Source organism: Streptomyces sp. NPDC050564, assembly GCF_044457265.1.
Lineage (GTDB): Bacteria > Actinomycetota > Actinomycetes > Streptomycetales > Streptomycetaceae > Streptomyces.
In genome coordinates this window covers 213,997-226,136 of sequence record NZ_JBITGS010000012.1, presented here as the reverse complement: position 1 = coordinate 226,136, position 12,140 = coordinate 213,997, and the positions used below count along the sequence as shown (strand labels likewise).

General features: G+C 69.2%; 14 protein-coding genes. 8 read left to right on the top strand and 6 right to left on the bottom strand.

Annotation, left to right across the window (positions count from 1 at the left end; all coding sequences use genetic code 11):
* Nucleotides 1–413: 413 nt before the first annotated feature.
* A complete protein-coding gene (gene sodN, locus ACIBK0_RS21005) occupies nucleotides 414–809 on the bottom strand; it encodes a superoxide dismutase, Ni (RefSeq protein WP_037937753.1) in 396 nt (131 codons plus the stop codon).
* A 145-nt stretch (nucleotides 810–954) separates the two neighbouring features.
* On the opposite strand from sodN, the gene sodX reads away from it, so the two are divergent.
* Nucleotides 955–1,389, top strand: a complete 435-nt coding sequence (sodX, locus tag ACIBK0_RS21000; protein ID WP_399081917.1) for a nickel-type superoxide dismutase maturation protease — start codon at nucleotides 955–957, stop codon at nucleotides 1,387–1,389.
* Here sodX and ACIBK0_RS20995 read toward each other — a convergent pair.
* Nucleotides 1,293–1,922 carry a CGNR zinc finger domain-containing protein gene (locus ACIBK0_RS20995; RefSeq protein ID WP_399081797.1) on the bottom strand — a complete coding sequence of 210 codons (630 nt, stop codon included), beginning with the start codon at nucleotides 1,920–1,922 and terminating at the stop codon, nucleotides 1,293–1,295. The two genes, sodX and ACIBK0_RS20995, sit on opposite strands and share 97 nt — an antisense overlap.
* A gap of 101 nt (nucleotides 1,923–2,023) precedes the next feature.
* Here ACIBK0_RS20995 and ACIBK0_RS20990 point away from each other — a divergent pair, with 101 nt between their 5' ends.
* The 3 genes from ACIBK0_RS20990 (at nucleotide 2,024) to ACIBK0_RS20980 (ending at nucleotide 4,172) form a co-directional block, all read left to right on the top strand.
* Entirely contained in the window at nucleotides 2,024–2,782 is a 759-nt protein-coding gene (locus tag ACIBK0_RS20990; RefSeq protein WP_399081795.1) for a class I SAM-dependent methyltransferase, read from the top strand.
* Between the two features lie 125 nt (nucleotides 2,783–2,907).
* On the top strand, nucleotides 2,908–3,396 hold the full coding sequence (locus tag ACIBK0_RS20985) for a sigma-70 family RNA polymerase sigma factor (RefSeq protein WP_399081793.1): 489 nt from the start codon (nucleotides 2,908–2,910) through the stop codon (nucleotides 3,394–3,396).
* A complete protein-coding gene (locus tag ACIBK0_RS20980; RefSeq protein WP_399081791.1) occupies nucleotides 3,393–4,172 on the top strand; it encodes a hypothetical protein in 780 nt (259 codons plus the stop codon). Before ACIBK0_RS20985 ends, ACIBK0_RS20980 begins: the two co-directional genes overlap by 4 nt.
* Before the next feature lie 67 nt (nucleotides 4,173–4,239).
* On the opposite strand, the gene ACIBK0_RS20975 is transcribed toward ACIBK0_RS20980, so the two are convergent.
* From ACIBK0_RS20975 to ACIBK0_RS20965, 3 genes are read right to left on the bottom strand one after another with little or no spacing between them, the layout of a single operon-like run.
* On the bottom strand, nucleotides 4,240–5,034 hold the full coding sequence (locus tag ACIBK0_RS20975) for an amino acid ABC transporter ATP-binding protein (RefSeq protein ID WP_399081789.1): 795 nt from the start codon (nucleotides 5,032–5,034) through the stop codon (nucleotides 4,240–4,242).
* The gene (locus ACIBK0_RS20970; RefSeq protein WP_399081787.1) at nucleotides 5,031–5,969 is read right to left on the bottom strand and encodes an amino acid ABC transporter permease; all 939 of its coding nucleotides are present in this window, start codon (nucleotides 5,967–5,969) and stop codon (nucleotides 5,031–5,033) included. Before ACIBK0_RS20970 ends, ACIBK0_RS20975 begins: the two co-directional genes overlap by 4 nt.
* Before the next feature lie 38 nt (nucleotides 5,970–6,007).
* Nucleotides 6,008–6,964 (bottom strand): ABC transporter substrate-binding protein, encoded by a 957-nt coding sequence (locus ACIBK0_RS20965; RefSeq protein ID WP_399081785.1) that lies wholly within the window; start codon nucleotides 6,962–6,964, stop codon nucleotides 6,008–6,010.
* 538 nt (nucleotides 6,965–7,502) lie between these two features.
* Between ACIBK0_RS20965 and ACIBK0_RS20960 the strand changes: the two genes are divergently transcribed.
* From ACIBK0_RS20960 to ACIBK0_RS20945, 4 genes are all read left to right on the top strand, one after another.
* Complete coding sequence (locus ACIBK0_RS20960; RefSeq protein WP_399081783.1) at nucleotides 7,503–8,726, top strand: NADP-dependent malic enzyme; 1,224 nt, start codon at nucleotides 7,503–7,505, stop codon at nucleotides 8,724–8,726.
* A gap of 336 nt (nucleotides 8,727–9,062) precedes the next feature.
* Nucleotides 9,063–10,028 carry a zinc-binding dehydrogenase gene (locus ACIBK0_RS20955; protein ID WP_399081781.1) on the top strand — a complete coding sequence of 322 codons (966 nt, stop codon included), beginning with the start codon at nucleotides 9,063–9,065 and terminating at the stop codon, nucleotides 10,026–10,028.
* A 121-nt stretch (nucleotides 10,029–10,149) separates the two neighbouring features.
* Nucleotides 10,150–10,359 carry a helix-turn-helix domain-containing protein gene (locus ACIBK0_RS20950; protein WP_121405930.1) on the top strand — a complete coding sequence of 70 codons (210 nt, stop codon included), beginning with the start codon at nucleotides 10,150–10,152 and terminating at the stop codon, nucleotides 10,357–10,359.
* Nucleotides 10,359–10,931: a Clp protease N-terminal domain-containing protein gene (locus ACIBK0_RS20945; RefSeq protein WP_399081779.1), complete on the top strand. Its 573-nt coding sequence runs from the start codon at nucleotides 10,359–10,361 to the stop codon at nucleotides 10,929–10,931. Before ACIBK0_RS20950 ends, ACIBK0_RS20945 begins: the two co-directional genes overlap by 1 nt.
* Nucleotides 10,932–11,057: 126 nt before the next feature.
* On the opposite strand, the gene ACIBK0_RS20940 is transcribed toward ACIBK0_RS20945, so the two are convergent.
* A complete protein-coding gene (locus ACIBK0_RS20940) occupies nucleotides 11,058–12,140 on the bottom strand; it encodes a helix-turn-helix transcriptional regulator (RefSeq protein ID WP_399081777.1) in 1,083 nt (360 codons plus the stop codon).

Below are 12,140 nucleotides of genomic sequence, written 5' to 3'. Positions count from 1 at the left end.
CCCCCACGCCGCACGACACCTCCGCACGACACCTCGCCGCACTGCCACATCACCCAGTACATCCAGTACGAGGGCGACGGGGCGGCACACCTGCACCGCACCGGACGACGCGGAAACGCACCCCACTTCCTCGAAGCCGCTCAGCGGGCGCGGTCGTACGCAGAGCGCGCCCAGAAGTAGCCGAGGACGGTGAGCCCGAGGCGTTGTCATGGCAGCAGCGTGCGGGGCTGCGGACTTACCGCGGTTTTACGGCGGTTTCATGGGGGCGGGGGAGCCCGCGCGGCGTGAAACCCGCCCTTCGAGGAACGCCGAAGGGGCCCGGCCGAGGGTTCGGCCGAGCCCCTTCAGAAGACTCGCTGACCTGCGAGGGTGCACCGCTCGCCGGTCAAGGCGAACCGGTAACGCGGCCTGGGTCAGGCCTTCTTGGTCTCCCAGAAGATCTTGTCGATCTGGGCGATGTAGTCCAGCGCCTTCTGGCCCGTCGCCGGGTCCGTGGACGCCTTGGCGGCCGAGAGGGCCTTCAGGGTGTCGTTGACCAGCTGGTGCAGCTCCGGGTACTTCTCGAAGTGCGGGGGCTTGAAGTAGTCGCTCCAGAGCACCGACACGTGGTGCTTGGCGAGCTCGGCGCGCTGCTCCTTGATGACGGTGGCGCGAGCCTGGTAGTGCGGGTCGTCGTTGCCGGCCATCTTTTCCTGGACGGCCTTCACCGACTCCGCCTCGATGCGGGCCTGGGCCGGGTCGTACACACCGCAGGGCAGGTCGCAGTGCGCGCTGACCTTGACCTTGGGGGCAAACAGGCGGGAGAGCATTGAGCTGTCCTTCCTCGTGATCGTCTTCTCAGGTGGGACATTACTCCGTGAGGGACGGGTTTTCGCGAGTGCCCCCATGGGCTTAGGACAAAAGTCCAGGGTGAAACTGGGACTGGTGGAGGATAGGACCGGGGAGGTGCCGGTGATGCCGGAGCTGTCGCAGGAGACCGAGCGCGGGAGGGCCGTGCTGCCGTTCGGGGCGGCCGAGGTGACGGGACCGTCCATGGTTCCCACGCTTCAGCACGGGGATCGGCTCGTCGTGCAGTGGGGGGCGCGGGTCAGGCCCGGTGACGTCGTCGTCCTGCGGCATCCGTTCCAGCAGGATCTGCTGGTCGTCAAGCGGATCGCGGAACGCCGGGAGGGGGGCTGGTGGGTGCTCGGGGACAACGCGTTCGCCGGGGGCGACAGCACTGATTACGGGACCGTTCCCGAGGAACTCGTCCTCGGGAAGGTGCGGTTCCGGTACCGGCCCCTGAAGGGCGGTCAGCGGTCGCCGGTCGCCGTCGTCCGCTGGGTGGCAGGGGCCGCCAGGCCTGTGCTGTCCGACCGGTCCGCCTCCAGGCGCTTGCGGGCGCGGTAGGCCGCCACGTTGGCGCGGGTCGCACAGCGGTCCGAGCAGTAGCGCCGGGAGCGGTTGGTCGAGGTGTCCAGGAAGGCGTTGCGGCAGGGAGACGCCTCGCACAGGCCGAGGCGGTCGACGCCGTACTCCGTCAGGTGGAAGGCCAGGCCCATCGCCGCGATGGCCGCGTAGCCCGCCGTCGCGTTCGACGGGTGGTCCGCCAGGTGCATGTGCCACAGGGGGCGCCCGTCGTCGTCCCGGTAGTCGTGGCCGGAGATCTGCGGGCTCACCGGGAACTCCAGGAGGAGTGAGTTCAGCAGGTCCACGGCGAGGGTCTCGTTGCCGCCGTCGGCCGCTTCGAAGACCGCGCGCAGCCGGCCCCGTACGGAGCGGAACCGGGTGACGTCCGCGTCGGTGGCGCGGCGGGCCGCCGACGAGTTGCCCCCGAAGAGGTCGCGGACGGCCTCGACCGAGGTCAGCGAGTCCTTCCCCCGGGCCGGCTCCTCGCTGTTGACGAGACGGACAGCGTAATCCGAGTAATAGGCCAGTTCCACTTGTAGTCCTTACGGGCGCGCTCTATCGTCGTGGCTGCGGTCAGGTAACAGATGATCGTGCTTCCAGGGTATTACGTGGGCGAGCGAAGTAAGGGGCTTCCATGACCGTCAGCACCGGAACCGACTGGCGCGCCTGGCAGGAGAGCTGGGATCGGCAGCAGGAGTGGTACATGCCGGACCGCGAGGAGCGCTTCCGGGTGATGCTCGACATGCTCGAGGCCCTGGTGGGCCCCGAGCCGCGCGTCCTCGACCTCGCCTGTGGCACCGGCACCATCACGGCCCGGCTGCTCGCCCGCCTCCCCGGCGCCACCAGTACGGGCGTCGACCTCGACCCCGCGCTGCTCACCATCGCCGAGGGCACCTTCGAGGGCGACGACCGGGTCTCGTTCGTCACAGCCGACCTCAAGGACCCGCAGTGGCCCACGCTGCTGCCGTACGACTCCTACGACGCCGTCCTGACCGCCACGGCCCTGCACTGGCTGCACAGCGAATCCCTCGCGGCCCTCTACGGTCAGGTCGCGGAACTCGTCCGCGACGGCGGTGTCTTCATGAACGCCGACCACATGATCGACGAGACGACGCCCAGGATCAACGCGGCCGAGCGTGCGCAGCGGCACGCCCATATGGATCAGGCCAAGAAGAACGGCGCCCTCGACTGGGCCGAATGGTGGGAGCTGGCCGCGAAGGATCCCGTCCTCGCCGCACCCACCGCCCGCCGCTTCGAGATCTACGGCGAGCACGCCGACGGCGATACGCCGTCCGCCGCCTGGCACGCGCGCGTGCTGCGCGAGAAGGGCTTCGGAGAGGCCCGGCCGGTGTGGTGCTCGCCCTCGGACACGCTTCTCCTCGCACTCAAGTAACCCCGGCGGAGCGGCGATCGAGGCGGTACGGAAAATCCGTACCGCCTCTTCTGCGTCCCTTGGAACTCCCCACCGCACTGGAAGGGTGAGACGGTCCGCGACCGCGGGCCGGGGAAGGGGGCGCGATGACGCGCGGCGAGGAAGCCGCTCTGCACGTCTTCGTGGAGGGCAGACGCACGGCGCTGTACCGGAGCGCCTATCTGCTGTGCGGCAACCGCGACGAGGCGGAGGATCTCGTGCAGACGACCCTGGTGAAGATCGTCCTCGGCGCACGACGGCACGGACGCCTCGAAAACCTCGAGGCCTATGCGCGCAAGACGCTGGTCAACACCTTCATCTCCGCCCGCCGCCGGTTCTGGCGGCGCGAGCAGGCGTACGGCGAAGTGCCGGACGTGGCGGGGGAGTTGATCGACAGCGACACCGGACTCATGGTGCGGGCCGCTCTCGCGCAGCTCGCGCCCAAGCAACGGGCCGTGCTCGTGCTGCGCTACTGGGAGGACCTGAGCGTGGCCGCAACGGCCCAGCTGCTCGGGATGCGGGAGAGCACGGTCAAGAGCCACACGGCCAGGGGACTCGCGGCGCTCAGGGCCGCGGTGCGGGAGGAATACGCATGAACCAGAAGGAAGTTGAGGCCGAGCACGTCAGGGAACTGCTCGGGCGGGCAGTGGACCAGGTGCCGGCTCCCAGGAGCCGCGGCAGCGAGGCCGTGTTCGCGCAGGCCGCGCGGGTGCGGTGGCGGCGGCGCGCGGCGGCGACCGGCGTCGCGGCGGCGGCCGTCGCGACCGGCCTGGTCTTCGGGCCCGGTGTGCTCGACGACGGCCGGGGGGCGAGCGTGGCCGGCGCGCCCACCGCGGGCGAGTTCACCACCAAGGCGGGCCGGTTCCAGAAGCTGCTCCCCGCCGGGACCGGCAAGATCAGCGAGGTCTCGCTGATGCGGCTGATCAAGCAGGTGCCGAAGGCCCCGCTGCCCAAGCCCGTCGGGCCCTACGACGGTGACTACGCCGTGAGCCGGGACGGCGGCGTCGGATACATCACGGTGCGCGTGGCCACCACCAAGCAGATCCAGGCGAAGACGGGTGGCAAGGGGATCGAGGACCCGTGCAAGGACGCACCCAAGGGCGGGCGCGTGGGCTGCACCTCCCAGAAGCTGTCCCACGGCAGCCTTCTGGGCATCTGGCAGACGGGCGAGCCCGAGCCCGGCTCCTTTTCGTATCCGACCATGGGGCCGGAGTTCGCCGCGGTTCTGAAGCTGAAGGACGGCAGGGCCCTGTTCGTGCGGGACTTCGGCGGCTTCCAGGGCAAGGGCCAGCTGGGGCCGCTGCTGAAGGCACCGCCGCTGACCCGGGACCAGCTGCACAAGCTGATCCTGAACCCGGAGCTGCTGCCGTAGCCGGGAGGGCATGAAAGAGGGGCGGTACAGAACTCCGTACCGCCCCTCCGCCGTGGTCCGCGCGCCGCTAGAGCACCTTGGACAGGAACGACTTCGTCCGCTCGTGCTGCGGGTCCGTCAGTACGTCACGGGGGTTGCCGGCCTCGACCACCACACCGCCGTCCATGAAGACCAGCGAGTCGCCCACCTCGCGGGCGAAGCCCATTTCGTGCGTGACGACGATCATCGTCATGCCGGACTCGGCGAGGTCGCGCATGACGTCGAGGACGTCACCGACCAGCTCCGGGTCGAGGGCCGAGGTCGGCTCGTCGAAGAGCATCAGCTTCGGGTCCATCGCCAGCGCACGGGCGATGGCGACGCGCTGCTGCTGGCCGCCGGAGAGCTGCGAGGGGTAGTTCTTCGCCTTGTCGGCAAGACCCACGCGCTCCAGGAGCTGGCCCGCGCGATCCCGGGCCTGGGACTTGCTGACGCCCTTGACCTGGACCGGCGCCTCCATGACGTTCTCGAGCGCCGTCATGTGCGGGAACAGGTTGAAGCGCTGGAAGACCATGCCGATGTCCCGGCGCTTCATCGCGACCTCGCGGTCGCGCAGCTCGTACAGCTTGTCGCCGTGCTGCCGGTAGCCGACCAGCTCACCGTCGACGTACAGACGACCGGCGTTGATCTTCTCGAGGTGGTTGATGCACCTGAGGAAGGTCGACTTGCCGGAGCCGGAGGGGCCGATGAGGCAGAAGACCTCGCCGGACTTCACCTCCAGGTCGATGCCCTTGAGGACCTCGACGGGGCCGAAGGACTTGTGCACGCCTTCGGACTTGACCATCGTCGTGGTGGCGGAGTCCGCCTTGGTCACATTGGCGGTCATGCCATGCCTCCCCTCGGACGGCCCAGCGACAGCAGGCTGGCCTTGATCTTCTGGAACGGGGTGGCCGGGAGGGTGCGGCTACTACCCCGAGCGTAGTACCGCTCCAGGTAGTACTGGCCGACGCTGAACACCGAGGTCAGCAGCAGGTACCAGGCCGCGGCGAGGAAGAGCATCTCCGCCGGGGCGCCGGACGTCTGGCCGATGTCCTGGGCGACGCGGAACAGCTCGGAGTACTGAATCACGGCGACCAGCGAGGTCGTCTTCAGCATGTTGATGACTTCGTTGCCCGTGGGCGGCACGATCACGCGCATCGCCTGCGGGATCACGATCCGGCGCAGGGTCTTGCTGTGGCTCATGCCCAGCGCGTGGCTGGCCTCGGTCTGGCCCTCGTCGACCGAGAGCAGACCGGCCCGGCAGATCTCGGCCATGTACGCGGCCTCGTTCAGGCCCAGGCCCAGCAGCGCCGTCAGCAGCGGCGTCATGAAGCTGGACCAGTAGTCCTTGTAGATCGGACCGAGGTTGATGTACGTGAAGACCAGGCCCAGGTTGAACCAGACCACCAGCTGCACGAGGACGGGCGTGCCGCGGAAGAACCAGATGTAGAACCACGCGATGGACGAGGTCACCGGGTTTTTCGACAGCCGCATGACGGCGAGGAGCACGCCGCCGACGACGCCGATCAGCATCGAGAGCACCGTCAGCAGCAGCGTCTTGAGTACGCCGTTGATGATGCGGTGGTCGAAGAAGTAGTCGGGGATCGCACCCCAGTTGATCTTGCCCTGGGAGAACGCGTAGACCACGGCGACCAGGAGCGCGATCGCGACGACCGCGGAGACGTACCGCCCGTAGTGCCGGACCGGGATCGCCTTGATGGCTTCCGGTCCGGCCGGGGGAGTGTCCTCCGGGCCCGCCGTCTTGTCGATGTCAACAGTCACGGGTGTTGTTGCCTTTCAGTGCCCGCTCGGATCTGCGGTCACTTGCCGCCGTTGACCGTGGCCGTCTTGACGGCACCGGCCTCGACGCCCCACTTGGAGATGACCTTGTCGTACTCGCCGTTCTTGATGATGGCGTCCAGCGCGGCCTGGAGGGCGTCCCGCAGCTGGGTGTTGGACTTGGCGACCGCGATGCCGTACGGCGCGGCCTCGACCTGCTCGCCGACGAGCTCGAAGTCCTTGCCGCCGCCGGAGGTCTTCACCGCGTACGCGGCGACCGGGAAGTCCGAGGAGCCGGCGTCGGCGCCACCGCCGCGCAGCCGGGTCTGGGCCTGCTGGTCGTTGTCGTACGACTCGATGGCGATCTTCTTGCCGCCGGTGCACTTCTTGGACTCGGCCTTGGCGAGGTCCTCGGAGACCGTGCCGCGCTGCACCACGATCTTCTTGCCGCACAGGTCGGACCAGGTCTTGATGTTCTGGGTCTTGCCCTTGGGGGTGTAGATCGAGACACCGGCGGTGAAGTAGTCGACGAAGTCGACGCCCTCGCCGACCTTCTTGCCGGTGTCGGAGTCGATGCCCTCCTGGCGGTCCTTGGTGTCCGTCATCGCGGACATCGCGATGTCGTACCGCTTGGAGCGCAGGCCCGTGATCAGGGTGTCGAAGGTGCCGTTCTGGAACTCGAACTTCACTCCGAGCTGCTTGCCCATCGCGTCCGCCAGGTCGGGGTCGATGCCGACCGTCTTGCCGGAGCTGTCCTTGAACTCGACCGGCGCGTACGCGATGTCCGAGCCGACCTTGATGACGCCCGCGTCACGGATCGCCTTGGGCAGCTTGTCGGACAGCGGCGCGGAGCTCGTGCTCGCGGTCGAGCTGCCCGAGTTGTCCTTCGTCTGGTCACCGCAGCCGGTGAGGATCAGGGCGCCAGCGACCGCGATCGCACCGACCGCAGCTGTCCGGGAGCGCATGGCGGTCGTACGACGGGTGGAGCTTGCGGTCATGTTGGGTTCCTCCGGCGGATGAGGGAGCCGATAGGTCGACGAGAACACACACCATCGGGTGCCGCGACCTCGTGTGATGACGGCATCCTGCCATTTGGACTGCGCCATTCAGGGGACTCGCTATGTCAAAATCGGATAACGGGTGACCCCCAAACCGCTACTCGCCGGTACATCAAGGCCGGACCTTATGCGGGAATCGGTCCTTCCGGCCGGAAGATCTTCGGTGCATCTCGGGATGCGGGCGGCCACTACGCGGCACTCATGACGAGATGGGGGCAAGTCGCGGACTTGTCCATATATTCAGGTATGAGTCATGTCACCGGCGTGTGACCTTCGCGTTATGGACTCGTCCTCGACACCATCCGTCGGGTAAGAAGGTTCTTTACACCCCTCATCCGGGGCTCAGGGCGCGTGTGCGGCGCGCCCGTCGCGCAAACGCCCGTACGCAACCACGGCGGCTGGGCTTGTGCGGTGCCCGCCCACCCCTCAACCAGGAGTGGTCACCCTCAAACAATGAAGACTTAAGGGGTAAAACAAAGTGGCAGCGGAGATCGTCAATCCTCGCAGCGACAGCAGTACGGATCAGGAAGGCGGGGCCGAGCCCCTCGATTCCTTCGACCCGGCATTCGCGCTGCATCGTGGCGGCAAGATGGCCGTGCAGGCCACCGTGCCCGTCCGTGACAAGGACGACCTGTCCCTGGCGTACACGCCCGGCGTCGCGAAGGTGTGCAGCGCGATCGCCGAGCAGCCCGAGCTCGTCCACGACTACACGTGGAAGTCGTCCGTCGTCGCTGTGGTGACGGACGGGACGGCGGTCCTCGGACTCGGCGACATCGGCCCGGAGGCCTCGCTCCCCGTCATGGAGGGCAAGGCGATTCTGTTCAAGCAGTTCGGCGGCGTGGACGCGGTGCCGATCGCGCTCGACTGCACGGGCGTCGACGAGATCGTCGAGACCGTGGCCCGGCTCGCGCCGTCCTTCGGCGGCGTCAACCTGGAGGACATCTCGGCGCCGCGGTGCTTCGAGATCGAGCGGAAGCTCCAGGAGCGGCTGGACATTCCCGTCTTCCATGACGACCAGCACGGGACCGCGGTCGTGACGCTGGCGGCGCTTCGCAACGCCGCGAAGCTGACCGGCCGGTCGCTGGGCGACCTGCGCGCGGTCATCTCCGGCGCGGGTGCAGCCGGGGTCGCCATCGCCAAGTTCCTGCTGGAGGCGGGGCTCGGGGATGTCGCCGTCGCGGACCGCAAGGGCGTCGTGTCCAAGGACCGGGACGACCTGACGGACGTCAAGCGTGAGCTCGCGGAGATCACCAACAAGGCCGGTCTGACGGGGTCGCTGGAGTCCGCGCTCGCGGGCGCCGACGTCTTCATCGGCGTCTCAGGCGGTACGGTGCCGGAGCCGGCGGTGGCATCGATGGCGGAGGGGGCTTTCGTCTTCGCGATGGCCAACCCGACCCCCGAGGTGCACCCCGACATCGCCCACAAGTACGCGGCCGTCGTCGCGACCGGGCGGTCCGACTTCCCGAACCAGATCAACAACGTGCTGGCGTTCCCCGGGATCTTCGCGGGCGCGCTGCAGGTGCGGGCGTCCCGGATCACCGAGGGCATGAAGATCGCGGCGGCCGATGCGCTGGCCGCGGTCGTCGGGGACGATCTTGCGGCGGACTATGTGATTCCCTCGCCCTTTGATGAGCGGGTGGCTCCGGCGGTGACTGCGGCGGTGGCCGCGGCTGCTCGGGCCGAGGGGGTTGCTCGCCGCTGACGCGGTGTGCGTGGTGGCCCCGCCGGGTTTCCCGGCGGGGCCATTTTTTTACGTGGAGGCGTCCAGGTGGGTGGTTTTTCGCCCCCTCCGCCCCTGCCCGTCCCGTATCTGCGGCTGCGCCCCAGAGCCCGCTGAGTGGTTCTTCTGGTGTGCGACGGTGGGGGGTTGCCGCGCAGTTCCCCGCGCCCCTGACGGGCGTGGTCCGCGGGTGCGGGTCGGGTCGGGCGGAGGACGGAACAACATCCCCTGGGCTCACCCCCGCGCCGGGGACGGCGGGACGTGTGTCACAGGGGGACATGGTTCCCCCGGCCGGGGGCGGAGCCTATCGTCAAGGTCATGTTCGCTGCCTATGCCGCCCGAATCGACCGTGACCAGCCGCTGAACGGCCTGGAATTGGGGGAGCGCCCGACCCCCGAGAAGAGGCCGGGCTGGACGACCGTGAACGTACGCGCCGCCTCGCTCAACCACCACGACCTGTGGTCCCTCCGCGGAGTCGGCCTGGCCGAGGACAAGCTCCCGATGATCCTCGGCTGCGACGCCGCCGGCATCGACGAGGACGGCAACGAGGTGGTGCTGCACTCCGTCATCGGCCAGACCGGCCACGGCGTCGGCCCCAAGGAGCCGCGGTCCATCCTCACCGAGCGCTACCAGGGCACCTTCGCCGAGCAGGTCTGCGTACCGACGTGGAACATCCTCCCCAAGCCCAAGGAACTGTCCTTCGAAGAGGCCGCCTGTCTGCCCACAGCCTGGCTGACGGCGTACCGGATGCTGTTCACCAACGCCGGGGTCCGGCCCGGTGACTCCGTCCTCGTGCAGGGCGCGGGTGGCGGGGTGGCCACCGCCGCGATCGTGCTGGGGAAGGCCGCCGGGCTTCGGGTGTTCGCCACCAGTCGCGACGAGGCCAAGCGGAAGCGGGCCGTCGAGCTGGGGGCCGTGGAGGCGCTCGAGTCCGGGGCGCGGTTGCCGCAGCGGGTCGACGCCGTCATCGAGACGGTGGGTGCCGCCACTTGGTCGCACTCCATCAAGTCGCTGCGGCCCGGCGGCACCGTGGTCATCTCGGGGGCGACCAGCGGCGACCGGCCCTCGCACGCCGAACTGACCCGGGTCTTCTTCCTGGAGCTGAAGATCGTCGGCTCCACGATGGGCACCAAGGACGAGTTGGAGGACCTGCTGTCCTTCTGCGCCGCCACCGGCGTACGCCCCGTCATCGACGAGGTGCTGCCGCTCGACCGGGCCCGCGAAGGGTTCGAACGGCTGGAGGCGGGCGATCAGTTCGGGAAGATCGTGCTGACGAACTCCTAGCGGGTTGCTCTGTCGACAACGGCCGGTCCGGTTTTCCGGGCCGGCCGTTGTCGTGTTTCCGGGCCGTTGTCGCGCGTCAACTGTGGTTGACAGGCGGAGGGTGTCAACGTAGGTTGACATCATGACCGAGGCAACGGATCTTGCCGAGCGCGCGGGTGATCGCGATCCGCGGGTCGGGCTGCGGGCCGTCTCCGCGCTGCGGAGGCTGCTGGAGCAGCTGGAAGCGGTGCAGGTGCGCAGTGCGCGCAATCAGGGCTGGTCGTGGCAGGAGATCGCCGCGGAACTCGGAGTGAGCAGGCAGGCCGTGCACAAGAAGTACGGGAGGCAGTGATGTTCGAGCGGTTCACCAAGGATGCGCGTGCTGTCGTCGAGGGGGCGGTGCTCCAGGCCGAGCGGGCGGGGGCCGGGACGGTGGAGGCGGAGCACATGCTGTGCGCCCTCCTCGATCGGGAGGGGAGCCGGGGGTCGTTCGCCCTGGCGTCGCTCGGGCTGGCCGGTCGGTGGGACTCGGTGGAGCGGGACCTCGCCGAGGCGCGGCGGCGCGGCGGTCTCTCCCGTGCCGATGCGGACGCCCTCTCCGGGCTGGGCATCGACCTGTCGGAGATCGTCTCCCGGGTCGAAGAGGCGCACGGGGAAGGGGCATTGGGGTCGGGGAAGGGGAGTGGGGGTGGCCGGTGGGCCCGGCGGCGACCCTTCGCCCAGGGGGCGAAGGAGGTGCTGACGCAGTCCCTGCGGATCGCTCTCGCTCGACGTGAGCGGCACATCGGTGACGAGCATCTGCTCATGGCGCTCACCGTGCGGCCCGGGGTTCTGGCGGAGGTGCTTGCCGATCACGGGGTTACGTACGAGGCGGTGACGCGGGTGCTGTACGGCGGCGGGGGCGGGGTGGCCGAGGCGGGGTGAAGGTGCGCGGGGTGGGGCGTGGGGGCGTTTGTCGCCCCTCCGCCCCCACCCTTCCCGTCTCCGGGGGCTGCGCCCCCGGACCGCCCTCGTATCGCGCCTCGCGCTCGTCCTCATCCGCCGGACGGGCTACACACGCTTGCGCAGCGCCGCCCCGATATGTGCCGCCGCCGTCGACAAGTGGCGGCGGGTCTCGCGTAGTTGGTCATCCGTCACGCCGTGGTCGCGGGCCGCGTCGCGGATGTCGTCGCGGAAGCGGTCCAGGAGGCGGTCGAGGTCGCGGGCGGGATTGCCGGTGAAGTCCTCGTGGGCCCAGGAGGGTTCGTAGTCGGCGGGGAAGTCCTCGCGGGTGACCGTGTACTCCGGTTCCGCGGTCGCACCGGCCTTCGTGTCCGTGCGGCCGAAGCCGAAGTCCTTGCCGAAGTCCTTGCCCAGGTCCTTTCCGAAGTTCTTGCCGAAGTCGCTGAATTCCTTGGCCAGTTCGGTCAGTCCCTCGCGCACGCCGGTCGGCCAGTCGCCCCGCGCGAAGTGGTCCTGGACCTGCTCCTGGACGCGCTTGGCCATCCGCTGCATCTCCTCCTGGGCCTGGGCGCGGGCTCGCTCCTGGGCCTCCTTGGCCTGGCGGCGGGCGCGCTGGGCCTCGTCGCGGGCGCGGCGGCTCTCGTCCTTCGCGCGGCGGGCCTGTTCCTTCCACTCCTGCCGGACGCGCCGCATCTCCTCCTTCGCCGCCCGCCACGACTCCTTGTCCTGGTAGTCGCCGATGTCCCCGAAGTCGCCCGTCTCCGCGTCGTGTTCCTTGGCCCCCGTGCCGCCCTTGGGGCCCCTCCGGGCCTCTGTGGCGGCCGCCCGCATCTCGCGGCGCAGATCCCCCGCCGCGCCCCGTACATCGGCCCGGATCTCGGCCGCGAGCTCCGCCACGGACTCGCGGATCTCCAGCTCCAGATCGGCCAGTTCGCCACTGCGGTCGGCCAGTTCGGCGCGGCCGGCGTCCGTGATCGCGTACACCTTCCGGCCGCCCTCGGTGGTGTGCGTGACGAGTCCCTCGGCCTCCAGTTTCGCCAGCCGGGGGTAGACGGTGCCCGCCGAGGGCGCGTACAGGCCCTGGAAGCGCTCCTCCAGGAGCCGGATCACCTCGTACCCGTGGCGCGGCGCCTCGTCCAACAGCTTGAGGAGGTAGAGGCGAAGGCGGCCATGAGCGAAGACGGGGGGCAT

What these genes read in the sequence shown, in the direction of transcription:
- sodN (WP_037937753.1), bottom strand. Translation starts at nt 809, where the DNA reads ATGCTCTCCCGCCTGTTTGCCCCCAAGGTCAAGGTCAGCGCGCACTGC.
- ACIBK0_RS20975 (WP_399081789.1), bottom strand. Translation starts at nt 5,034, where the DNA reads ATGACCGCCAATGTGACCAAGGCGGACTCCGCCACCACGACGATGGTC.
- sodX (WP_399081917.1), top strand. Translation starts at nt 955, where the DNA reads ATGCCGGAGCTGTCGCAGGAGACCGAGCGCGGGAGGGCCGTGCTGCCG.
- ACIBK0_RS20945 (WP_399081779.1), top strand. Translation starts at nt 10,359, where the DNA reads ATGTTCGAGCGGTTCACCAAGGATGCGCGTGCTGTCGTCGAGGGGGCG.
- ACIBK0_RS20965 (WP_399081785.1), bottom strand. Translation starts at nt 6,964, where the DNA reads ATGACCGCAAGCTCCACCCGTCGTACGACCGCCATGCGCTCCCGGACA.
- ACIBK0_RS20980 (WP_399081791.1), top strand. Translation starts at nt 3,393, where the DNA reads ATGAACCAGAAGGAAGTTGAGGCCGAGCACGTCAGGGAACTGCTCGGG.
- ACIBK0_RS20950 (WP_121405930.1), top strand. Translation starts at nt 10,150, where the DNA reads ATGACCGAGGCAACGGATCTTGCCGAGCGCGCGGGTGATCGCGATCCG.
- ACIBK0_RS20985 (WP_399081793.1), top strand. Translation starts at nt 2,908, where the DNA reads ATGACGCGCGGCGAGGAAGCCGCTCTGCACGTCTTCGTGGAGGGCAGA.
- ACIBK0_RS20990 (WP_399081795.1), top strand. Translation starts at nt 2,024, where the DNA reads ATGACCGTCAGCACCGGAACCGACTGGCGCGCCTGGCAGGAGAGCTGG.
- ACIBK0_RS20955 (WP_399081781.1), top strand. Translation starts at nt 9,063, where the DNA reads ATGTTCGCTGCCTATGCCGCCCGAATCGACCGTGACCAGCCGCTGAAC.
- ACIBK0_RS20940 (WP_399081777.1), bottom strand. Translation starts at nt 12,140, where the DNA reads ATGCCCCCCGTCTTCGCTCATGGCCGCCTTCGCCTCTACCTCCTCAAG.